Here is a 21,439-nt window from a genome sequence, read left to right as displayed (position 1 = left end):
TGACGCCCCTCACGGCGGTACGCGCAGCCGCTCGGTCGACACCCGGCCCACGCCCGCGCCGAACGCCTCGACGCGGGCGCGCAGTCGCCGACGGGTCCCGTCGCTCCGTCAGCGCTCGGCGTCGACGGGCAGCGGCGAGGGCTCCTCGGCCCCGACTTCTGATGGGTCACCGTCCGCGGAGGCCGCGACGGACGTGGCCGTGGCCGATACGTCCCGTCCTACGGTGAGCGGTTCCGGCTCCCCCACGGCGCGGCCGCCCTTCCGGCGGCGACCCGGCAGGAGGGCCGGAGCCGCCCGCAGTGCGCGGGCCAGCACATGCGCCCGGCCGGCGAGGACCGGGCCCAGCACGGCGAGGACGAGGACGTAGCCGGCGATGAACGGGGCGAGACGTGCGTCGAGGTTGGCGCTCGCCGCCATCGCCGCCAGGATCAGGGCGAACTCTCCGCGCGCCAGCAGCGTGGTGGCGATGTCGGCCGCGGGGCCCGGACCGTAGTGGTACAGCCGGGCCACGAGCAGACCGGCGGCCAAGTTCATCACGATCGTCAGCGTCACGGCGGCGGCGACCGGCCCGGCGACGGACGCGATGTCCCCCGGGTCGATCGCGAGCCCGAAGGCGAAGAAGAAGATCGCGGCGAACGCGTCGCGCAGCGGATGCACCAGTTCACGGATGCGCGGACCTGATGGGGTGCCGGCGAAGATCAGGCCGACCATGAAGGCGCCGATGGCGTCCGCGACGCCCAGGACCTCGGAGACCCCGGCGACCAGGACCGCGGCTCCGAGGAAGCTGATCACCAGGAGCTCGTTGTCGCGGACCGATATCAGCCTGCCGATCAGCCGGGTGCCGTACCGGGCCGCCGCGGCGAGCAGCAGGAGGAAGCCGAAGGCCTTCGACGCCTGAAGAATCGTTTCGGCGATGCCTTCCGCGCCGCTGATCACCGGTTGCAGGGCGGCCAGGTAGAGCGCGAGGAAGATGTCCTCCACGACGATGACGCCCAGGATCAGCCGGGTCTCCGGTCGCCCGATGCGTCCCGTGTCGATGAGGATCTTCGTGACGATCGCCGAGGACGAGATCCCGAGGACTCCGGCCAGTACCAGCGCTTCCCTGGCCCCCCAGCCGAGGGCGAAGCCGAAGCCGAGGCCCGCCCCGACGTTCAGCAGCAGATAGGTTCCGCCGGCGGCGAGCAGACGTCTGCCGCCGCTCCTGAGGTCGTCGAGATGGAACTCGAGACCCAGGTAGAACAGCAGCAGGACCAGGCCGAGCGCCGACAGCATCTCGAAGTCGTGCGCGTCCTCGACCAGGACCAGACCCGGGGTGTGCGGGCCGAGCAGGATGCCCGCGAGCATGAAGAGCGGAATCGTCGGCAGTCCGATGCGGCTGCCGACGCGAGCGAGGAAGGCGGCGGCCAGAAAGGCTCCGCCCATGGCGAGCAGCGTGTCAGCGTGTCCCACGGGTCACCACCTTCGGCGGCTCGGAGCAACGGATCTGCTGTGACTGACGGGGGTGGATACGTACTCCCTTGTTCGTGCGGCGGTCGTTCTTCGTGCGGGAGACCCGCGAAGTGTCGGGCCGCCGCCGCGCCTGCCCGGGTGCGGCGGCGGCCCGGCAGCCGGACGGGCGATCACATGGCGGTCATGCGGTCTTCCCGTTGGTGCGTCGCGCGTCTTGAGTCGTTGTCATACGGTGACGCGGTGACGCCGTGAAGCCGTGACGCCGTGACGCACTCAGTGCGGACGCGCCCGGCGTCCGGCACGGCGACGCGGGGCGGTGAGGAACTGCGCCGCGATCCCCGCCAGCACCAGTCCCGCGGCCAGCATCAGGCCCTGCGGGAGCACCAGTCCGGCCGTCAGCAACGCGACCGCGCCGGCGAGCAGCGCCCAGTCCGGCCCGCGCCGGTACTCCCTCGGAGGGCAGGGGCGCCCGGCGTCCAGCCCGCGGGCGAAGCGCGGGTCGCTCATCCGCATGCGCTCGTCGAGGTCGTTGAGGGTTTCGTCGCCTCGTCGTGTCATGGCTCCTCCTCCCGGCCTTACGGCGGTCGCCGCGGTACACCCACCGTCACACGGGGAGGGGTGCCGGCGCATCAGGGCCGGCACCCATCTTTCGTGGTCGGAAGGGGTGCTTCGAGGTCGGGAGGGGTGGGCGGAGGGACCGGTCAGGAGGGGCAGCCGAAATCGGCGATCACGAAGTGGCCCGGGGACGTCTCCTCCAGGGTGTGGGTGACGAAGACGTTGTAGAGCCCCATGCTCTGGCCGGAGCCGTTCGCGTAGACCGTGCCGAGGACCTGATGGGCACGGCCCGCCGCCACATGGTTGTAGTTGTTGTCGGTGTAGCAGGCATGGGGTGCCCCTGTCGTGGTGGCCCGCACCGGTGCCGACGGAGTGCCGGCGGCACCGGACCCGTCCACGGCGGAGACGGTGTACGTGTACGTGCTGCCGGGAGAGAGGCCGGTGTCGGTGAACGAGGCCGACGTCGGGGTACCGGCCACGGCCCCGTCCCGGAGGACCCGGTACGACACGGCACCGGCGACGGCGTCCCACGTCAGGGAGACCGACGAGTCCGAGACCGCGGTGACCGCCGGCGTGGACGGCGCCGGGAGCGTGCCGCCGCCGTCGGGAGCGGCGAGCCCCCAGGAGCGGCCGATCCGGTAGGAGCCGCAGATGTTCGCGTCCAGCACGTACGCACCGGCGATCCCGCACTGGGCCTCTCCGCTGCCGGGATCGACGGGCTGACCGTGCCCCATCCCGGTCAGGGAGTACGTCTCCACCACGTCCCGCCCGCCGTTGCCCCGGTACACCTTGTGCGGATGGCCCTGCACCGTGTCGCTGACGTCCGCGACCGAGTCCGTCCCGTGCACGTCCGTCCACTGCTCGACGAGCTCGGTCATGTTCATCGGCGCCACCGTGGCATCGGCGGTACCGTGCCACACCGCCATCGTGGGATAGGGCCCCGCGTACGACGGGTACGCAGCCCGGACCTTGTCGCCCCACTGCCGGGCGCCGAGGTCGGATCCGGGGGTCATGCAGCCGAACGCCGCGGCGACGGTACGGGCGCAGTCGAAGGGGAGGCCGGCGACGACCGCCGCCCCGGCGAACACGTCCGGATAGGAAGCGGCCATGACGGCGGTCATCGCACCGCCGGCCGACAGGCCCGTCACGAACACCCGGGAGCGGTCCGTGCCGTGGTCCGCGGCCATCCGGTCGACCATCTGCTTCACGGACAGCGCCTCGCCCTGACCGCGCGAGAAGTCGGCCGACTGGAACCAGTTGAAGCAGGAGTTGGCGTTGTTGGCGGACCGCTGCTGTGGCAGGAGCAGCGCGAAGCCCCACTCGTCCGCCCAACGCGTCCAGCCCGTCTCGTTGTCGTACGCGGCGGCGGACTGGGTGCAGCCGTGCAGCGCGACCACCAGCGGGCGGCCGGCCGGCAGACCGTCGGGGATGTACCGGAACATCTGCAGATTGCCGGGGTTGGAGCCGAAGCCGGACACCTCCGTCAGGCTCGCTGCCTGTGCGGGGGCGGGCAGGAGGCCCAGGAGAAGTGCGAACAGCGAGAGGAGCAGGCCCCCGGTCACCCGTGGGAGCGACGGTCCTGACGGCCGTCCGTGACCGGTCCGGAGCCTGCCGGGAAGGGAACGTGCGGGAGGTGGATTCATGGCGCCGCCTTGGTCGTTCGGCCGGACGGGAACGGCGGCCGCACCGCGGTGACCCGGTACACGGGCCGGACACCGTTGCGCAGCCCCCGGATTACGCGGAACGTACGACCGGGTCCACGGGCCGGTAATGGCGGCGCGCCCCACCCCGCGCCGCCCGGGGATGTGATCCGTCACCGTTGCCGTCGAACGCAGCCGCACCGCACACCATCGGAACGCGCCGATCAGGATCCGCAAACGCGGCCGTCCGCACCATGGCGCCGCCGCATGATCCGGCGAAGTCGGAGCCGGCCAGAAGCGGTCGTGCATGGTGGCGCGGTTGACCGGCCGGTGAACTCGGGGCGCAGTAAGGGGAGCTGACGCCCTCGGGGGCTGTTGACCAGGCTGGAGAGAACAACCTCGACAACGGCAATGCGTCACCGTGGACATAGAGAGCGACGTCCGGCTGCTGCTCCGGGACGTCCTCGGTGTGACCGGGCCGAAGTACGGCTGCGGGGCGGGCGTCTGCCGCGACCCGCACCAGCCATGTCAACGGCGGGGCGGTCACGCCCTGCACCGTACCCGTCGGCGACCTCGCGGCCCGCGACGAGGTCACCACCGTCGAGGGGCTGCCCGCCACGGTCGGCAGGGAACTCCATCCGATGCAGGAGGCCTGGCTCGACCACGACGTGTCGCAGTGCGGCTCCTGCCGGCCCGGGCAGATCACGGCCGCAGTCGCCAAGGTCCGGCAGGCCCGGGAGGCCGGGCGGGAGATCGGCGGGGCCGACCGCGACGAGATCCGCAACATCTGCCGCTGCGGCACCTGCGACCGCATCCGCGAGGCCGTCGTGGCGGGTGCACAGCGGTTCTGCCGTGTGTGGTGAAAGTCCCTCCCGGCCCGCAACGGAACGGTCAGCCACCGCCGAACGGCTCGGCTGAGCGCGGTCCGGTTCGGGACCGGCCCTCCGGCCCGTGGGACACCGGCCCGGCCGCCCCCGGGGACGCAATGGGCCCGGAGCCCGGGCCGTGGGCATCCGCGCGCACCCGCCCGGACGCCTCCGTCGGGCTTGCGCCCGAAGGCGCCTCCGTCAGGGTTCGATCAGCCCCACGCGGATCGCGTACCGCGTGAGCTCGAGCCGGTCGCGCAGCCCGAGCTTCTGGAGCAGATTGGCGCGATGGCGCTCGACCGTCTTGGCGCTGATGAAGAGGATGTCGCCGATCTCCTTGGAGGTGTGACCCTCGGCGACGAGCTTGAGGATCTCCTCCTCGCGCTCGGTGATCGGCTTGGCCGGCAGCGCGTCGCCCTGCTGTGCGCGGTCGAGGTACTTGCGGATGAGGGTGGTCTCGGCTCCGGGGTAGATGAACGGCTCGTCCCGGATGGCGGCCCGGCAGGCGGCGACCAGGTCGCGGTCCGCGACGGACTTGAGCACGTAGCCGCTGGCACCGGCCTTCAGGGCCTCGAAGAAGTACTGCTCGTTGTCGTACATGGTCAGGATCAGGATGTGCAGCTCGGGGCGGAGGCGGGACAGCTCGCGGGCCGCCTGGAGCCCGGTCTGGCGCGGCATGGCGATGTCCAGGATGGCCAGGTCGATGTCCGTGGAACGGGCCTGGGCGACGGCCTCGGCACCGTCGTCGGCCTCGGCGACCACGGTCAGGTCCGGCTCGTTGTCGAGGATGAGCCTCACCCCGTGGCGTACGAGGGCGTGGTCGTCGGCAAGCAGAATGCGAGCCGGTGCGGTCATCAGGTGTTCCCCTTCGGGTCGGTGACGTCCAGCCGTACCTCGGTGCCGCCGTCCCGGCCCGGGCCGACGGTCAGGTCGGCCCCGATCAGCAGTGCGCGTTCGCGCATGCCGCGGATCCCGGCCCCCTCGGGGGCGCTGCCGATGCCCTTGCCGTCGTCCCGTACGAGCAGGCCCACACCCCCGCCCGGCAGGGTCCGCAGATGCAACTCGACCCGGCTCGCGCCCGAGTGGCGGGCGGTGTTGGTGAGCCCCTCCTGGGCCACGCGGTAGAAGACCAGTTCCGTCACGTGGCCCAGGGGCGGCATTCCCGGGCCGATGTGCAGCCGCACTTCGAGGCCGGGTGTCGTGAATTCCGTGGCGAGGGCCCGCAGGGCGCTGTGCAGGCCCAACTCCTCAAGTACGCCGGGCCGCAGCCGTCTGGCGATGCGCCGGATCTCGTCCAGACTGGCCCGGACGGTCTCCTGCGCCTGGTGCAGGTCCCCCCGTACGGGCTCCTGGGCACGGTCGGCGGCGTGCTTGATCTGGAGCAGAACGGCGGTGAGGGTCTGGCCGATCTCGTCGTGGAGCTCCTGGGCGATACGCCGGCGCTCGGACTCCTGCGCGGACAGCACCCGGCCGCTGCTGGTGGCGCGCTCGGCCTCCAGACGGTCCAGCATCGCGTTGAACGTCGTCGTCAGCTCCGCCATCTCGCCGCGTCCCGTGACGACCGGCCGGGCGCCGGGCTTCAGCAGATCGGCCGTGGTCATGGCGCGGGTCAGCCGCTGCAGTGGAGCGAGCCCGATCCTCAGCAGCACCGCGTTGGCGATCAGCATGGCCGCCAGCCCCGCACCGATGACCGCCGCCTCGGCCAGCAGCACGGGCGTGGACACCGTGACCGGTCCGAGCAGCAGCAGGACCGCCACGACCAGCACGGCGGCGTTGAGCAGGAAGATCCGCCAGTACAGCGACATGCGCGCGCCTTTCTCGGTGGGCTCCCACCTCCACTATTGCCTTCCCGACGGCGTCGGGCTCCGCTCGCGGGCTCCGACGTGCGGCGGGATCCGAGTCCCCCGGTCAGCCTCGCCGCCTCCCGGCCCCGCGTCCATAGGTGCTGACACCCATGTTCGACGCCTGCGGGCAGGTGGCAACATTGCACCTCGCCGCGTGTGCCGCCCGAACAGGGTGGCCCGCAGTACGCACATCAGTCCGCAATACCAGAGGGGATGGGCCGTGCCTGCCTCACGGATGAGCACCACGCCACTGCCCGGCATCGGTGTCCAGTACGACCTCACCACGCGTGAACACCGCCATCTGTCGGTGATCGCACACCGGGACGGCACCCGGACGGTGAATGTCTACCGGGCCGACGACCCCGACGCCTGCGCCCAGTCCCTGCACCTCTCGTCGACGGAGACGGCGTCGCTCATCGACGCGCTGATGCCGGACCACCACAGCTCGAACGTGCTGCACACGACGGACCTCGGCCTGGTCGCCGAGCGCATCGAGCTGTCCGCCCACTCGCACTGGAACGGCCGGGTGCTCGGCGACATGCGGATGCGGACCGAGACGGGTGCGTCCGTGGTCGCCGTGCTGCGCAGGGCGGAGGCCATCCCGTCGCCCACCCCCGACTTCCGGCTCGCCGGCGGCGACACCCTGATCGTCATCGGTACCCGCGAGGGCATCGAGGCGGCAGCGGCCGTCCTCGGACGGGAGTGACCCGCGTGCACTCCGCCCTTTTCCTGATCGAGTTCGGTGCGATCATCCTCGGCCTCGGACTCCTGGGCCGCTTCGCCGGCCGCCTCCGGTTCTCCCCGATCCCCCTCTATCTGCTCGCCGGTCTCGCCTTCGGCGAGGGTGGGCTCCTGCCGCTCGGCGCGAGCGAGGAGTTCGTCGCGATCGGCGCCGAGATCGGCGTCATCCTGCTGCTGTTGATGCTGGGTCTGGAGTACACGGCCAGCGACCTGGTGTCCAACCTCAAGACCCAGTACCCGGCCGGGCTCGTCGACTTCACCCTCAACGCCGTACCCGGCGCCGTCGCGGCACTGCTGCTCGGATGGGGGCCGGTGGCGGCGGTGGTGCTGGCCGGAGTCACCTGGATCTCGTCCTCCGGTGTCATCGCCAAGGTGATGGGCGACCTCGGACGGATCGGCAACCGCGAGACACCGGTCATCCTGAGCATCCTCGTCCTCGAGGACCTCGCGATGGCGGTCTACCTGCCGATCGTCACGGCCCTGCTGGCCGGTGTGAGCCTCGCCGCCGGCAGCATCACCCTCGCGATCGCCCTCGGTGTGGCCGGAGCGGTGCTCTTCGTGGCCGTGCGCTACGGCAGGGTCATCTCGCGCTTCGTCTCCAGCGACGACCCGGAGAAGCTGCTGCTGGTGGTGCTGGGGCTGACGCTGCTGGTCGCGGGCATCGCCCAGCAGCTGCAGGTGTCGGCCGCCGTCGGCGCGTTCCTCGTCGGCATCGCCCTGTCCGGCGAGGTCGCGGAGGGCGCCCACACGCTCCTCAGCCCGCTGCGGGACCTGTTCGCGGCCGTCTTCTTCGTCTTCTTCGGCCTGCACACCGACCCGGCGAGCATCCCGCCGGTCATCCTTCCCGCGCTCGCCCTCGCCGTCATCACGGCCTGCACGAAGGTGGCGACCGGGTACTGGGCCGCCAAGCGGGCCGGGGTCGGCGTCAAGGGCCGCTGGCGGGCCGGCGGCACCCTGGTAGCGCGGGGCGAGTTCTCCATCGTCATCGCCGGCCTGGCCGTCACCGCCGGCATCGAGCCGGCCCTGGGCCCGCTCGCCACGGCGTACGTCCTGATCCTCGTCGTGATCGGCCCCCTCACCGCCCGCTACACCGAGCCCCTCGCCACCCGCCTCACCGGGCGCGGCAGGCCGGCGGGGACGGCACCGGCGGTACCGCAGGCCCGGGAACAGGTCACGGACGGCTCGGACCGCGAACCGGGGACGGGACCGGACGCCGCGACGGACCGAGAGGTGCTGTCGGACCGGAACGCGGCCGACCGCGCCTGAGAGCCGGGCCGTACGGCGAACCGGTTGGCCGCCACTGCCTTGGCGGCAGGGCGCCACGAACCCGTGGACGACGCTCGGCTGTCGTGCTCCCGCGGAGGCATCGAGGGACACAAGGGCGCCATGGCCGGCGCGGAGAGAACCCGCCCCGGCCATGGCGCCTCCGCATGTCCGGGCGACCGACGGCCCCGCCTCGTACAGCGGCCGCAGCACCGCGTGGCCCTCGTCGGATCCGTCGGGCACGGCGGGCAGTTGCACCACCCGCAGTCCGCGGGGCGGCCCGCTGCGACTCGCGCCGCTCTGCCGGGCCGGGGCGGAGCGGCCGGATCCGGCGCTCCGCCCCGGGCTCGCCTCAGACCGGCGGCGTCGGGTTCACCGGTGTGGTCATCGCGTCGGTGGCGAGGCGCGGACCGGGGATCGGCAGCTCGGGCTGCGGGATCTCCGTCTGGTGCACGGAGACGATGCGCCGAGGGGCGGGCACACTGATGCCTTCCGCGCGGTAGCGCTTGTGCAGCCGCTTGATGAACTCGTGCTTGATCCGGTACTGGTCGCTGAACTCGCCGACCCCGAGGATCACCGTGAATCCGATCCGGGAGTCGCCGAACGTGTGGAAGCGGACGAGGGGTTCATGGTCGGGCAGGCCGCCTTCGACATCCGCCATGACGCTCTTCACGACCTCGATCGTGACGTGCTCGACGTGTTCGAGGTCGCTGTCGTAGCCGACGCCCACCTGCACGTTGAGCGACATCTGCTGCTCGGGGCGGTGGTAGTTGGTCATGTTGGTGCCCGACAGCTTCGTGTTGGGGATGATCACGAGGTTGTCCGAGAGCGTACGCACGACGGTGTTGCGCCAGTTGATGTCGACGACGTAGCCCTCCTCACCGCTGCTGAGCTTGATGTAGTGCCCGGGCTGCACGGTGCGGGACGCGAGGATGTGCACGCCCGCGAATAGATTCGCCAGTGTGTCCTGGAGGGCCAGCGCCACCGCCAGACCACCCACGCCCAGCGCCGTGAGCAGCGGTGCTATGGAGACCCCCAGCGTCTCCAGCATCACCAGGAAACCCATGGCCAGGACGACGACGCGGGTGATGTTCACGAAGATGGTGGCCGAACCGGCGACCCCCGACCTGGACTGCGCCAGGGCCTGCACCATCCCGGCCACGACCCGTGCCACGGTGACCGTCGCCGCCAGGATCAGCACCGCCGTCAGCGTCATGGTGACGTTGCGTCCGACCCGGGCCGTCAGCGGTAGCGCGGAGGCGGCGACCGCCGCACCGCCGGTCACAGCGGCCCACGGGACGATCGTCCGCAGGCCGTCGACGATGATGTCGTCGCCGCTCCACTTCGTTCTCCCGGCTCGTACCCCGAGCCATCTCAGGATCACCCGAAGCAGCACGGCCGCCGCCGTACCGGCCACGAGCGCGATACCGGCGACCATCAGGTCGTGCAGTGTGAGGGCCCGGGTCACCTCGCACCTCCCGGAGTGCGGGCGAGGGTGCGGCCGGGTGCGCCTGCCGCCGTGAGCCGGATGTGATGTGTCGTCACGAGCCACCTGTGCGTGTCGGGGGATGCCGTTGTGCGTCGCACCGGGCCGTTGACTTCCGTCCGGCGCGACGAGCCATCCTGCCGCATCTGTCGTACCGTCACATGATCGGCCCCCGGTGTACGGCCGCTTCCGGACGCGCCGTTGTGCGTGCGGGCCGTTGTGCGTGCGCGCCGTGCCCGGGGCCGAACCCGAGGGGGTCGCTCCGGCCTGTGATGCGGCCCAGGAGGCTCGGGGCCGCGGCGAGGCGGGCCCGGCTGCCCGCGTCGGACTCGGGACGCGGCGGGCGCCGGGCTCGGGAGGCGTGCCATGCGACGGGCGCCGGGCTCGCCCCGTATGCGGCCGGGCCTGCCCGACTGCCCGGGCGCCGGTTTCTCCCTCCGCGCGGCGCCGTCACGTGATCCATGACGCAGAGACGATCGTCACATACTGGAAATCATTGATGATCTTAAATCATCAGGTAGATTCCATCTCGTAGTCACCAAAGACGCCTGCACTGCTCTCAGGGGTGCGACGGTGCAGGGGCCGCTCCTCCGGAATGGGGTGAGAGCGGCCGTCGGGTGCGGCGACGGCCGTTGCCCGTGCAAAGGGCGGTGTCCGTGTATGCGATGGGGAGCGTGCACGGACACCGCCCTCTTTGCTTCTTCTCGGGGCCTGTGGCTCGCGATGTGTCGGTGTCGGTGTCGGTGTCGCGGCGTGCCGGGCCTGTGCCGTCAGCGCGTCACTGCTCGAAGCAGACCGGGTCGCGCGGTGAAGTGCGCACCCGGGCCAGCAGGCCGCGGAGTGCGGCGATCTCCTCCGGTGCGAGGTCGGCGAAGAGCCCCTCCTCGACGTCGGTGACGGCCTGCTGTGCCTTGGCCAGCAGGCATCGGCCCTCCTGGGTGATCGCCACGATGTGCCGGCGGCGGTCGGAGGGATCCCGGCGGCGCTCCACGAGATGGGCGGATTCCAGGTCGTTGAGAATCCCGACCATGATGCTGGGGTCCACCTCGAGCGTTGCCGCGAGAGTCCGCTGGCTCATGAATCCGGACGAGCCGAGCAGCATCAGTGCCGTGCCCTGGCGCAGTGCGAGTCCGCAGGTCTCGAAGGCGTGGTGGACGCGGCTGTTCGCGATCGCGCCGTGCCGGGCCAGCAGGAATCCGAGCCGGTCCAGGGGGTCGCTGTCGGCCGCGGCGGCCATGGTTTCGTCCACTGTCATCCGCTCACGTTACCAATGCCGGCCAAATGATTGCAACGCGTAAATCATTACGCGATTTCTATCGTGTGCCCGAGTGTACGACCGCGGTGCTCGCCGAGGGGCGTATGGGGAGGCATCATGCGTGAGGCAACCATCACACCTGGCAAATCATTTAAGAGCATCAACGATCTGATAGCTTCAATGCAAGCGCGATGGCCTGGAGCTCGCGGCCGGCGGAGATCCGCCGAAACGGCGGCTCCTCGCAGAACTTCGAGCACCGCGCCTTGTGGACGGACCCGCCTACACGGCGGAACCCGTCGTTCGACGCCCCGACAACCGGGCGTAGCAAGGAGACATCATCATGAACAAGCTGATTCGGCTCACCGCCGCCACCACCGCTTCCGCGGCCCTGGCCGGCCTTGTCCTGATCGGTACCGCGGGCGCCGCGTCCGCGGAGTCGCGGACCGCGGTCCAGCAGGAGCGGAACGCGAGCATCACCGTCACGGAACGCGGCGACGAGCGCCGCCAGGACCGCGGCGACGGCCCTCGCCACGACCGCGACGGACGCTGGGACCGTGACGGGCGCCACGACCGTGACGGACGCTGGGACCGCAACGGGCACGGGCAGTGGCGCCACGGCAAGGACGGGCACTGGTACTGGCACGGCGACGACCGACGCACGTACTACCGCTACGACGGTCACCGCTTCGCCCGCTGGATCGACGGGAAGTGGGTCATCGTCCTGCTCGACCGCGGTCACGACGTCGATCGCTGGTACTTCGACCAGGTCCTCGACGCCCGGCAGAACGACGGCCGTCGCGTCTGAGCGACCTCCGGGGCCGAAGGGCCGAGGGGCTGCATGCGCCGGTGCCTCGCCGACGGACTCCTCCGTCGGCCCGGCACCGGCGCGGGGGCCGCGCGCCGCAACGCACTTCGCTCCACGCGACCGCCCGCACGCCGTCCCGGACCCGCGCGTTCGTCTTCGTGTCCACGTGCCGTCCTGGACCGCCGTCCGCCCTCGTGCGCGGCGCCGTCCTCCGCCGCGGCCGTGATCGCACCGGCGTCAGCACCCTTGCCCGCAACCGTAGTCATCCGGAGCCCACCATGCTCAAGAGCACCGTCATCCTCGCCATCCAGCACCTGCGCACAGCACCCGAGACCGAGGGAACCGGCCGTCACCGTGGCCGGCGTGCCACCGAACGCCTCGGGTTCCTCAACATCCCCGGCCACGGCAAGCACCGCCGTGACCTCACGATCGATCTGCATGCGAACGCCGCGTGACGCCGAGCGGCTGACTCTCCGGCAGATGGGGGTACGAGCGTCCGGCTCCGGTCAGGTGACGGGCCGCCCGTACCCCATGGCCGGTTTCGCGTCCCGCCTCGCCGCCGGCATCCGCGCGGCCCCTGATGGACGCGCGGCCGGTCGACCCCGTCGCGACCGACCGAGCAGGTCGGAGGTCCGGCTGGTGATCCGACACGCGGGCCGTCGTGCGGCGGGGCCCGCCGGTCGGGTCGCGGCCGGATACGGCGCCCGCCGGGCCGGCTCCGGCTCGCGCCGGATACGGGTGGGATGCGGATCGGGTCCGGGGCCCGGTCAGGTCTGGATCAGGTCCGCGCCGGTCCCCGGGTGGGCGCCCGTTTCGGTCGACGGGGGTGTCGACGGGGATGAGGGCAGCCGCGGCGGGAGGCCGGGCGGCACGATCCACGGCGCCGATGGGTGTCTTCGTCCGTGCGTCGACGGGGGCCCGGGCGGAGGCCCGTCGCGGTCGTCCCCGGGCCCGGGCGGGTCCGCGGCGTCGCGGCCGTCCCCGCCCTTCCCGGCCTGGACGCGGAACAGACAGCTGAGCGGGTCGTGGTCGTGGGAGTCGAGCCAGTACGCGTCGACGCAGGACGCGGCCGGAGCGGGTGCGGTCTCCCTGCCGATTGCGTTCATGCCTGGGAAACGACCGACTCCGCCGAGGGGGAACGAGTCCCGGCCGCGTCGCAACCGAAACGTCATCCGGAACGGGTGCCGCGAGCGGCGGCGGCGTGTGACCGCCAGGCCACTCCGCGTCGCCGCGGGCGCCGGAAACGCCGTGTCCGTGTGATGCCGGGCATAGGAGGCGCGTCACGTCCTAGGGCCGCTAGTAGCGGCGGGACCCGGGGGCCCTTCGGGGAACACGCCCGCCAAAAGAAAACGGACATTTCTCCGTAGAGCGGTAGTACGTCACATCTTTGCGTACCGGCCGGGGTGCCCTCCACGATGGCTGACGTTCCGGGGAGTAAGCGCCGGGCCGAGCGGGTCGCCACCCGCGCCGACCGCTCAGCTCCTGCCGAACCACCCTTCGGTTCCTCCCCATGCAGTCCATCATTGGAGTCCCCCCGCATGACCGCTCGCACGCAGTCCACCACCGGCCGCACCGCCCGTCTCCGCAAGCTCTCCGTCGCCGGCATCGCCACCGCCGGTGCCGCGGCAGCGGCCCTCACGCTGGCCTCCTCGCCGGCGCACGCCGCCGAGCAGGCTTCGGCGAGCGTCGCGGCCGGGAAGGCTGTGGCGGCCGAGGCTCCGGCGAAGAAGGCGAAGAAGGAAAAGAAGCAGTACAAGGAGAACCTCGACGGCTGGATCCGTGAGGCCCTGGACATCATGAAGTCCGAGGACATCCCGGGCAGCTACGAGGGCCTGCACCGCAACATCATGCGCGAGTCCGGCGGCAACCCGAACGCGCAGAACAACTGGGACGTCAACGCCCAGAACGGCACCCCGTCCAAGGGTCTGCTGCAGGTGATCCAGCCCACCTTCGACGCCTACCACGTCAAGGGCACCAAGCACGACGTGACCGACCCGGTCGCCAACCTCACCGCGGCCGCCAACTACGCCGCCGACCGCTACGGTTCCATCGACAACGTCGACTCCGCGTACTGAGCCGCGCCGGACTCCCCCCGGAGCGGTATCGGGCCCGGACCGAGGGTGAAGCCCCGGGTCCGTGCCCGATCACCCGGCGCCCGACGGCACCTCCGTGCCCGCCGCGGGCTCCCGACGGCCGAGACGCGCCCCTGTTCCCCGCCACGCGGCGGCGACGGGGGCGCCTTTGTCTCTGCTGTCGTCGCTCCGCGCCCGGGCCGCTCGCCCGTCCTCCGGGACGCCGCCTGCCCGGCGGAGGCTGCGCCTGCCGAGCGGCCGCGAGCTCCGCGATGTCCTCGCCCCGGCGGTGCCCCCGGTGCCGGCGCCCGGAAACGGCGATCCGGTGGTCCTGTGGAGACCGGCTGTTCTCCCGGATGTCTTCAATGCCCTCTGGCAAGGCGCCACTTGCGCCGCGATGCTGAAGCGCCGTCACGTGCGCACCGGGTGCGCGTGGTCGCCCGCCTTCACCGGAGTCGCCGTGCTTTCAGCTGGATTCAGAAGATACGCGACAGTCGTGACCGTGTGCTCGGCCCTGGCGCTCGGAACCGCCGGGCCGGCCACCGCCGGATCCCCACCCCCACCGGAACCCCTCCCGCGGACCGCGGCCCAGATGCTGCGGCCCGTCGCCCCGCCGGCCGCGAGCCACGCGGACCGCACGGGCGCGGACCCGGGTGGCACCGGCTTCGAGAGCTTCACCGTCGCGGACGGCGACGGGCTCGAGACCGCCCGGACCGGCCGCCCGCTGGCCCCGGGCGTCGAACTGACCTCGTACGACCGGCTGGAGTCCGACAAATGGCTCCGGGTCGACACGCTCTCCGTCGACCTCTCCCGCGGCACGCGGGTGGACTACCTCCACCCGGGGAAGGTCGCCGCCCGGAAGACGGTGTCCCAGATGGCCGCCGAGCACGATCCCGGACCCGGGCGGCGCACCGTCGCCGCGATCAACGGGGACTTCTTCGACATCAACCAGACCGGCGCCCCCAACGGCATCGCGCTCCGCGACGGCCGGCTGGTGAACTCGCCCGCCCCCGGCTACCACCGGGCCGTCGGTCTCGGTCCCGGGGACGCCGGCCGCATCCTCCAGCTGTACTTCGACGGAACACTGACCCTGCCCGCGGGTAGCCGCCCCCTCGCCGCGCTCAACGCAGCCAATGTGCCGGCGAACGGCGTGGGCGCCTACAACGCCCAGTGGGGCGAAGCCGATCGGGCCCTCACCGTCGACGGGGCGCAGCGCACCGCGGAGGTCGCCGTCGCCGGCGGGAAGGTGACCGCCGTGGCCGGCGCACCCGGCAAGGGTCCCGTCCCGCCCGGTACGACCCTGCTCGTCGGCCGGGACGCGGGAGCTGACGCGCTCGCCCAACTCGCCCTCGGCGACCCGGTCACCCTGGAGTACCGCCCGCGCGCCGCCACCGGGGAGGTCCCTCACACCGCGATCGGCGCCAATGAACTCCTCGTGGTGGACGGCGAACCCGTGGACCACGAGGGCGGCGGCAACAACACCGCCGCCCCCCGTACCGCGGTCGGCTTCTCCCGGGACGGCGGCATCATGCGGATCCTGACCGTCGACGGCCGCCAGGCGGACAGCGGCGGTGTGACCCTCACCGAACTCGCCCTGATGATGCGGCGCGCGGGCGCCCACAACGCCATCAACCTCGACGGCGGCGGCTCCTCCACCCTCGTCGCCCGTGAGCCGGGCAGCGACACCGTGCAGGTGGAGAACAGCCCGTCCGACGGCACCGAACGGACCGTGCCCAACGGCCTGGCCCTCACCGCGCCCGACGGCAGCGGACGACTCAGGGGCTACCGGGTCGAGACCGCCGTGGACCCGGGCGCGGCGCCCACCGCCGACCCCGTCCGGGGCGGCCACCCCGAGCGGGTCTTCCCCGGTCTCACCCGCCGTCTGACCGCCGCCGGGTACGACGAGACGTACGGACCGGCCGCCGGGGCCCCGCACTGGTACGCGGAGAACCCGCGGACCGGGCGGATCGGCCCCGACGGGGTGTTCACCGCCCGGCACAGCGGCGAAACGAACGTCACCGCGCGGCGCGGGAACGCCCGTGGAAGCATCCGGCTGACCGTCCTCGGCGACCTGGACCGCATCCGGCCCACGGTCCGGCGCGTGGGCCTCGCCGACGCGCAGGCGTCCGGGCACTTCGGCATCCTCGGCTTCGACGCGCACGGCACCAGCGCCCCCGTCGAACCCGCCGACGTCGAACTCGACTACGACCGCTCCCTATTCGACATCGTCCCGGACGCCGAGGCCGGCTTCACCGTCAGGGCACGGGCCGCCGAGCCCGCGGCCGGCCGCGTCACCGCGACCGTGGCGGGCAGGAGCACGGTCGTCGCCGTCACCGTCGGACTGGCGGCACGGGAGGTCGCGTCGTTCGACGACGCCGGCGACTGGACGTTCACGGCCGCCCGCGCCTCCGGCTCGGTCGCGCCGACGGCCGACGGGCACACCGGCACCGGCCTGGACCTCGCCTACGACTTCACCCAGTCCACCGCGACCCGGGCCGCATACGCCAATCCGCCGGGACAGATGGCCGTCGACGGTCAGCCGCAGTCGTTCGGGCTCTGGGTCAAGGGCGACGGCAACGGCGCCTGGCCGACCCTGCACCTGAAGGACTCGGCCGGCTCCGACCAGCTCCTCCGCGGGCCGTATGTGACCTGGACCGGGTGGCGGCACGTCGAGTTCGCGGTGCCGCCCGGCGTCTCGTACCCCCTGCGGGTCCACCGCTTCTACCTGGCCGAGACGGCCGCCACCCGCTCGTACACGGGGAGGATCGTGATCGACGATCTCACCGCGAAGGTCCCGCCCGCGGTCGAGCTGCCCGCCGAGCCGGTCCACCGCGACCCGCTCGTCGGCTCCGCCGTGCAGGCGCAGAGCCGGGACTGGCGCTTCGCGGTGATGTCCGACGCGCAGTTCGTGGCCCGCAGTCCGGACAGCCCGATCGTCGCCCAGGCCCGCCGCACCCTGCGGGAGATCAGAGCCGCCCGGCCCGACTTCGTGGTGATCAACGGCGACCTGGTCGACGAGGGCTCGCCCCAGGACCTGGCGTTCGCCCGCACCGTCATCGAGGAGGAACTGGGCGACCGGCTGCCCTGGTACTACGTACCGGGCAACCACGAGGTCATGGGCGGCAGGATCGACAACTTCGTGGCCGAGTTCGGGCCCGCCCAGAGGACGTTCGATCATCAGGGCACCCGAATCATCACCCTCGACACCTCCAGCCTCGGGCTGCGAGGCGGGGGCTTCGCCCAGATCAGGGAGTTGCGCGCACAGCTCGACGCCGCGGCCGCCGATCCGCGCATCGGATCCGTCGCGGTCGTCCAGCACGTGCCGCCGCGTGACCCCACGCCGCAGAAGGGCAGCCAGCTCGGGGACCGCAAGGAGGCCGCCCTGCTGGAGGGCTGGCTCTCCGCCTTCCGCCGGACGACGGGCAAGGGAGCGGCCTTCGTCGGCAGCCATGTCGGCACCTTCCACGCGGAGCGCGTGGACGGCGTCCCGTACCTGGTCAACGGCAACTCCGGGAAGACGCCCGCCACTCCGGCGGACGAGGGCGGATTCACCGGGTGGTCCCTGGTCGGCGTCGACCGGGTCTCGTACGCGGAACGGGCGGCGGCCCGGCACTCGCCGTGGACCGGCGGGCCGGACTGGGTGACCGTCCAGACCCGCGCCCACGTCGACGGACTGACCCTCGACGCCCCGGAGTCGGTGCCGGTCGGCGCGGAGGCGCCCGCCACGGCCCACGTCCGGCAGGGCCAGGGCGCCGGCGCCCGCGAGACACCGGCCCGGTTCCCGATGAGCACCGACTGGAGCGGTTCGCCGAACGTGTACGTGGGCGATCCGGACCGCGCGAGGCCGTGGCACATCGCGGCGTACGACCCGTCGACGGGTCTCCTCACCGGGCTGCGTCCCGGGACGGCCGTGCTCGCGGTGACGGTGAACGGGACGAGGGCCGAGTCACGCGTCGCCGTGGCCGCTTCGTCCGGGCACGGGCACGGTCGGGCGCCGGCGGCTTGACGACTCCGGTCCGCAGGCCCGGGTCGCCTCCGGCTGCCGTACTGCCCGGTGGCGACCCGACCGGCACGAACGGCGCACGACCGGCCGCAACACCGCCCGGACCGGTGGAAATCCGCATGACGCACGGCCGGCAGCCTCCATAGCCTCGACGCCATGAACAGAGACCAACTCCTCAATGTCGTCGATGTCGAGGCGACCTGCTGGGACGGCACACCGCCGCCCGGAGCGGTCAGCGAGATCATCGAGATCGGGCTGACCGTGGTCGACCTCCGGGCGCGTGAACGCGTGGCCCGCCACCGGGTCCTCGTGCGCCCGCGTCGGTCCGAGGTCAGCGCCTTCTGCACCGAACTGACCGGGCTCACCAGGGCAGAGGTGGACACGGGCGTCGAGTTCGCCGACGCCTGCCGGCTGCTCGCCGCCGAGCACGCCGCCGGGTCGCGGCCCTGGGCCAGCTGGGGAGACTACGACCGCAAGCAGTTCGAGCGGCAGTGCGCCGCGACCGGTACGGCGTACCCGTTCGGGCACCGGCACACCAACGCGAAGGCCGTGTTCACGGACGCCCGCGGCCTGCGCAAACGTCCGGGCATGGCGCAGGCGTTGCGGATCGCCGGGCTTCCACTGGAGGGCCGCCACCACAGCGGCGAGGACGACGCCTGGAACATCGCGGCGCTGGTGCTGTCACTGGCCGGGCGCGGCGACTGGCCGGAATGAGGCGGGTCGCCGGGCCGGGAGATGGCGGGGGGCGGGACGGGACGCGGCGAGGCCCCGCCGTGCGGATGCGGGCGGGGTCTCGCGGCGGTGCGCAAGGGGGAGGTGCACCGCGTTCCCCCGGCGGGCGGGTGCCGGGGATGCGCACAGTACGCGCCAACCTGGCGGGAAAGGAACCCTTGTGCAGCCGGTTGCCGCAGATGGTGCCCACCGCCCCGTACGCCAGGAGTCCACCGGCCCTTCCACCGGGGGCCGACGGCTCGCGCAGGACGGGGGAACGGCCCCGCCGGCGGGGCCGCCGCGGCGGCGCCCGTGTCCGTGGCCGGCGTGCTCCCGAAGGGCGCGTGGACGTCGTGTCCGCCGCCTGCCCCGCGTGCGCGCGATGCCTGCCGGCACGTCCCGGGCCGCTGCGTCTGGAGCGGCCCGGTGCCCCGAGCGCATCATCGAAGGGGGATCGCGGGTGAGTCGAGCGGTGAGGAGCGGCGATGAGGCTGTCGTATCCGGGAGCCCGTGGAAGACGGCGTGGCGGCCGGACCGGGGCGGTGGCGCCGTGATGTCCGCGGGGCCGGGGCTCTCGCCGGATCGAGGGGGCCGCGGAGGGCCGGGGCCCGAGGATCTGGTCAGGGCATCGAGGGCAGCGGGCGTGCGGGACGAGCGCGTCCTCGAAGCCCTGCGCAGCGTCCCGAGGGCCGACTTCGTCCCCCGCGCGGAGGCCGGGTCCGCGTACCTGGACGCCCCCGTTCCCCTTCCGCACGGTCAGGTGACCACCCAGCCGTCCCTCGTGGCCCTGATGGTGGAGGCGCTCGGCCTGACCGGCGGCGAGCGCGTGTTGGAGGTCGGTACCGGCTACGGCTTCCAGACGGCCGTCCTCGCCCGCCTCGCCGGGGAGGTCGTCAGCGTCGAGCGCTGGGCGGACCTGGCCGGGCGGGCCCGGCGCCGGCTGTCCCGGGCGGGCATCGGCAACGTCTCGGTCACGGCCGCCGACGGCACACTCGGCGTGCCCGGACAGGCCCCGTACGACGCCGTCGTCGTGTCGGCCGCCTTCCCGGAGGTGCCGGAACCGCTCGTGGACCAGTTGCGCGTCGGCGGCCGGCTGGTCCAGCCGATCGGTCCGGGCGGGCGGGAGCAGGTGCGTCTCTACGAGCGGACGTCCGGGGGCCTCGCGCCGCGCCGGACCGTCGTGTCGGCTCATTTCGTACGGCTCTACGGGGCGCACGGATACCCGCCCGGCACGGCGTCGTGAACACGCCGCCCGCGTGGCCGGGGGCGAGACGGCAGCGGGCCGGGAGGTCACGCGCCGGTAAGCGGCGGGCGTGGGTCCGCCGGAACCCGCGAGCCGCCTCCGGCGTGGGCCGAACCGGCCCTGATCGGCGGATGGGCCGAAGCGGCCCTGACCGCGGGCCCGTTCGCCAGGGCGGGTCCTTGCGTTCGGCACCCGGCGCGGACCGCGGTGTGAGAAGACCTCGTGCAGCCCCTTGACGTCCGGCCGGCAGACGTCCATGATCCCCGTGGAATCGATTCTATGGAATCGATTCCACGCCGCGCGCCTCACCCGGTGCCACACGGCGTCACGCAGCCCGCACCGAAAGGCCCACCGTGGACAGCACCGTCACGATCAAGGATGTCGCCGAGCGTGCGGGCGTGTCCGCGGGTACCGCCTCGCGGGTGCTCTCGGGAAACCCGGCCACCTCCGCCGCCGCACGCGAGCGGGTACGGGCGGCAGCGGCGGAACTCGGCTACCGGCCGGACGCGCGGGCCCGCGCCCTGCGGTCCGCCCGCAGCCATGCCGTGGGCCTGCTCGTCTCCGATGTGCGCAACCCGTTCTTCGCCGACATCGCGCACGGCGCCGAACAGGCCGCTCTCGCCGCGTCGTACGTGACCCTCCTCGCCAACGCGAACGAGGACACCGCCCAACAGGACATCTACCTCGAGGCGTTCCTCACCCAGCGCGTCGACGGCATCATCATCGCCCCGCAGGGCGAGGGCGGCGGCAACCTGCGCGCCCTCGAACGGGCCCGTACGCCACTGGTGTTCGTCGACCGCACCGTCGAGGGCTTCGACGTGCCGAGCGTGACCGCCGACAACGCGCAGGGTGTCGAACTCGCGGTCGCGCACCTGGCCGCCGAGGGGCACACCCGCATCGGCTACATCGGAGGACCCCGGTCCGTGTCCACCGGGCGTGCCCGGCACGACGCGTTCCTCGCCGCCGTGGCACGGCACGGTCTGGAGGAGGACCCGGAACTCATCACCGCGGGCGACTTCCGCAGGGCCAGCGGAGGCACGGCCGCCACCGCACTGCTGAGCGGCCGCAAACCGCCCACCGCGCTCCTGGCCGCGGACAGCCTGATGGCGGTCGGCGCGCTGGGCGCAGTGCGCAGACAGGGCCGGCGCATCGGATCGGACCTCGCCCTGGTCGCCTTCGACAACATCGACTGGTTCGGCGAACTGGCCCCGCCGCTCACGGTAGTGGCCCACGATGCGCGCGAACTGGGGGAGCACGCGATGCGGCTGGTGCTCGACGTGATCGAGGGCAGACCCGCCGAGTCGGTGGTCCTGCCGATGCACCTGGTCGTTCGCGAGTCCTCCACCGGCCGCGCGGCCGGCGCCTGAACCGGCTGTCCCACCGGCGGCGCAGTCGGACCGGCCGTCCCGCCGCGGCGCGCAGGCGCCCGAGTCTCCGCGCTGCCCGACTGCGGCGCGCGGTGGCCTGATCCCGACTGTCCGACCGCGCCGTGCCCGCCGGGGCTCC

17 protein-coding genes and 1 pseudogene are annotated in these 21,439 nt (G+C 72.6%); 10 read left to right on the top strand and 8 right to left on the bottom strand.

The window, feature by feature from the left end; translation table 11 throughout:
* Nucleotides 1-108: 108 nt before the first annotated feature.
* From BLT82_RS15200 to BLT82_RS15190, 3 genes are all read right to left on the bottom strand, one after another.
* Complete coding sequence (locus BLT82_RS15200; RefSeq protein ID WP_093654981.1) at nucleotides 109-1,449, bottom strand: cation:proton antiporter; 1,341 nt, start codon at nucleotides 1,447-1,449, stop codon at nucleotides 109-111.
* A gap of 273 nt (nucleotides 1,450-1,722) precedes the next feature.
* Nucleotides 1,723-2,007, bottom strand: a complete 285-nt coding sequence (locus BLT82_RS15195) for a DUF3040 domain-containing protein (protein ID WP_093654979.1) — start codon at nucleotides 2,005-2,007, stop codon at nucleotides 1,723-1,725.
* 143 nt (nucleotides 2,008-2,150) lie between these two features.
* Nucleotides 2,151-3,554 carry an extracellular catalytic domain type 1 short-chain-length polyhydroxyalkanoate depolymerase gene (locus BLT82_RS15190; protein WP_093655234.1) on the bottom strand — a complete coding sequence of 468 codons (1,404 nt, stop codon included), beginning with the start codon at nucleotides 3,552-3,554 and terminating at the stop codon, nucleotides 2,151-2,153.
* Between the two features lie 511 nt (nucleotides 3,555-4,065).
* On the opposite strand from BLT82_RS15190, the pseudogene BLT82_RS15185 reads away from it, so the two are divergent.
* A pseudogene (locus BLT82_RS15185) lies at nucleotides 4,066-4,507 on the top strand ((2Fe-2S)-binding protein).
* A gap of 204 nt (nucleotides 4,508-4,711) precedes the next feature.
* On the opposite strand, the gene BLT82_RS15180 reads toward BLT82_RS15185, so the two are convergent.
* On the bottom strand, nucleotides 4,712-5,365 hold the full coding sequence (locus tag BLT82_RS15180) for a response regulator (RefSeq protein ID WP_093654977.1): 654 nt from the start codon (nucleotides 5,363-5,365) through the stop codon (nucleotides 4,712-4,714).
* A complete protein-coding gene (locus BLT82_RS15175; protein WP_093654975.1) occupies nucleotides 5,365-6,315 on the bottom strand; it encodes a HAMP domain-containing sensor histidine kinase in 951 nt (316 codons plus the stop codon). The genes BLT82_RS15180 and BLT82_RS15175 overlap by 1 nt, the downstream gene beginning before the upstream one ends.
* 274 nt (nucleotides 6,316-6,589) lie before the next feature.
* On the opposite strand from BLT82_RS15175, the gene BLT82_RS15170 reads away from it, so the two are divergent.
* Together BLT82_RS15170 and BLT82_RS15165 are read left to right on the top strand one after the other, a co-directional pair.
* The gene (locus tag BLT82_RS15170) at nucleotides 6,590-7,060 is read left to right on the top strand and encodes a cation:proton antiporter regulatory subunit (protein WP_093654973.1); all 471 of its coding nucleotides are present in this window, start codon (nucleotides 6,590-6,592) and stop codon (nucleotides 7,058-7,060) included.
* A gap of 5 nt (nucleotides 7,061-7,065) precedes the next feature.
* Entirely contained in the window at nucleotides 7,066-8,361 is a 1,296-nt protein-coding gene (locus BLT82_RS15165) for a cation:proton antiporter (protein ID WP_244291981.1), read from the top strand.
* Between the two features lie 349 nt (nucleotides 8,362-8,710).
* On the opposite strand, the gene BLT82_RS15160 is transcribed toward BLT82_RS15165, so the two are convergent.
* Nucleotides 8,711-9,826, bottom strand: a complete 1,116-nt coding sequence (locus BLT82_RS15160) for a mechanosensitive ion channel family protein (RefSeq protein WP_093654971.1) — start codon at nucleotides 9,824-9,826, stop codon at nucleotides 8,711-8,713.
* 796 nt (nucleotides 9,827-10,622) lie between these two features.
* Nucleotides 10,623-11,099, bottom strand: coding sequence for a MarR family winged helix-turn-helix transcriptional regulator (locus BLT82_RS15155; protein ID WP_244291980.1), 477 nt, complete (start codon nucleotides 11,097-11,099; stop codon nucleotides 10,623-10,625).
* 340 nt (nucleotides 11,100-11,439) lie between these two features.
* Here BLT82_RS15155 and BLT82_RS15150 point away from each other — a divergent pair, with 340 nt between their 5' ends.
* Both BLT82_RS15150 and BLT82_RS37145 read left to right on the top strand, forming a co-directional pair.
* Complete coding sequence (locus BLT82_RS15150; protein ID WP_093654969.1) at nucleotides 11,440-11,904, top strand: hypothetical protein; 465 nt, start codon at nucleotides 11,440-11,442, stop codon at nucleotides 11,902-11,904.
* Between the two features lie 278 nt (nucleotides 11,905-12,182).
* A complete protein-coding gene (locus BLT82_RS37145) occupies nucleotides 12,183-12,359 on the top strand; it encodes a hypothetical protein (RefSeq protein WP_167746017.1) in 177 nt (58 codons plus the stop codon).
* 312 nt (nucleotides 12,360-12,671) lie between these two features.
* Here BLT82_RS37145 and BLT82_RS15145 read toward each other — a convergent pair whose 3' ends face one another.
* A complete protein-coding gene (locus BLT82_RS15145; protein WP_093654967.1) occupies nucleotides 12,672-13,010 on the bottom strand; it encodes a hypothetical protein in 339 nt (112 codons plus the stop codon).
* A gap of 432 nt (nucleotides 13,011-13,442) precedes the next feature.
* Here BLT82_RS15145 and BLT82_RS15140 point away from each other — a divergent pair, with 432 nt between their 5' ends.
* The 5 genes from BLT82_RS15140 (at nucleotide 13,443) to BLT82_RS15120 (ending at nucleotide 21,300) form a co-directional block, all read left to right on the top strand.
* The gene (locus BLT82_RS15140; protein ID WP_093654965.1) at nucleotides 13,443-13,979 is read left to right on the top strand and encodes a transglycosylase SLT domain-containing protein; all 537 of its coding nucleotides are present in this window, start codon (nucleotides 13,443-13,445) and stop codon (nucleotides 13,977-13,979) included.
* 589 nt (nucleotides 13,980-14,568) lie between these two features.
* Nucleotides 14,569-17,982, top strand: a complete 3,414-nt coding sequence (locus BLT82_RS15135) for a phosphodiester glycosidase family protein (RefSeq protein ID WP_404204163.1) — start codon at nucleotides 14,569-14,571, stop codon at nucleotides 17,980-17,982.
* Nucleotides 17,983-18,135: 153 nt separating this feature from the next.
* The gene (locus tag BLT82_RS15130; RefSeq protein WP_093654961.1) at nucleotides 18,136-18,693 is read left to right on the top strand and encodes a 3'-5' exonuclease; all 558 of its coding nucleotides are present in this window, start codon (nucleotides 18,136-18,138) and stop codon (nucleotides 18,691-18,693) included.
* 550 nt (nucleotides 18,694-19,243) lie between these two features.
* On the top strand, nucleotides 19,244-19,933 hold the full coding sequence (locus BLT82_RS15125; protein WP_093654959.1) for a protein-L-isoaspartate(D-aspartate) O-methyltransferase: 690 nt from the start codon (nucleotides 19,244-19,246) through the stop codon (nucleotides 19,931-19,933).
* A gap of 353 nt (nucleotides 19,934-20,286) precedes the next feature.
* Nucleotides 20,287-21,300, top strand: a complete 1,014-nt coding sequence (locus tag BLT82_RS15120; protein WP_093654957.1) for a LacI family DNA-binding transcriptional regulator — start codon at nucleotides 20,287-20,289, stop codon at nucleotides 21,298-21,300.
* The last annotated feature ends 139 nt before the right edge of the window (nucleotides 21,301-21,439 follow it).

It is taken from the genome of Streptomyces wuyuanensis, from assembly GCF_900103455.1.
In the GTDB taxonomy this organism is placed as follows: domain Bacteria; phylum Actinomycetota; class Actinomycetes; order Streptomycetales; family Streptomycetaceae; genus Streptomyces; species Streptomyces wuyuanensis.
The sequence above is the reverse complement of the archived record's forward strand: the minus strand, read 5'-3'. Positions and strand labels throughout refer to the sequence as shown.

What these genes read in the sequence shown, in the direction of transcription:
- BLT82_RS37145 (WP_167746017.1), top strand. Translation starts at nt 12,183, where the DNA reads ATGCTCAAGAGCACCGTCATCCTCGCCATCCAGCACCTGCGCACAGCA.
- BLT82_RS15130 (WP_093654961.1), top strand. Translation starts at nt 18,136, where the DNA reads ATGAACAGAGACCAACTCCTCAATGTCGTCGATGTCGAGGCGACCTGC.
- BLT82_RS15135 (WP_404204163.1), top strand. Translation starts at nt 14,569, where the DNA reads ATGCTGCGGCCCGTCGCCCCGCCGGCCGCGAGCCACGCGGACCGCACG.
- BLT82_RS15175 (WP_093654975.1), bottom strand. Translation starts at nt 6,315, where the DNA reads ATGTCGCTGTACTGGCGGATCTTCCTGCTCAACGCCGCCGTGCTGGTC.
- BLT82_RS15125 (WP_093654959.1), top strand. Translation starts at nt 19,244, where the DNA reads ATGTCCGCGGGGCCGGGGCTCTCGCCGGATCGAGGGGGCCGCGGAGGG.
- BLT82_RS15140 (WP_093654965.1), top strand. Translation starts at nt 13,443, where the DNA reads ATGACCGCTCGCACGCAGTCCACCACCGGCCGCACCGCCCGTCTCCGC.
- BLT82_RS15150 (WP_093654969.1), top strand. Translation starts at nt 11,440, where the DNA reads ATGAACAAGCTGATTCGGCTCACCGCCGCCACCACCGCTTCCGCGGCC.
- BLT82_RS15180 (WP_093654977.1), bottom strand. Translation starts at nt 5,365, where the DNA reads ATGACCGCACCGGCTCGCATTCTGCTTGCCGACGACCACGCCCTCGTA.
- BLT82_RS15170 (WP_093654973.1), top strand. Translation starts at nt 6,590, where the DNA reads ATGAGCACCACGCCACTGCCCGGCATCGGTGTCCAGTACGACCTCACC.
- BLT82_RS15155 (WP_244291980.1), bottom strand. Translation starts at nt 11,099, where the DNA reads ATGACAGTGGACGAAACCATGGCCGCCGCGGCCGACAGCGACCCCCTG.
- BLT82_RS15145 (WP_093654967.1), bottom strand. Translation starts at nt 13,010, where the DNA reads ATGAACGCAATCGGCAGGGAGACCGCACCCGCTCCGGCCGCGTCCTGC.
- BLT82_RS15195 (WP_093654979.1), bottom strand. Translation starts at nt 2,007, where the DNA reads ATGACACGACGAGGCGACGAAACCCTCAACGACCTCGACGAGCGCATG.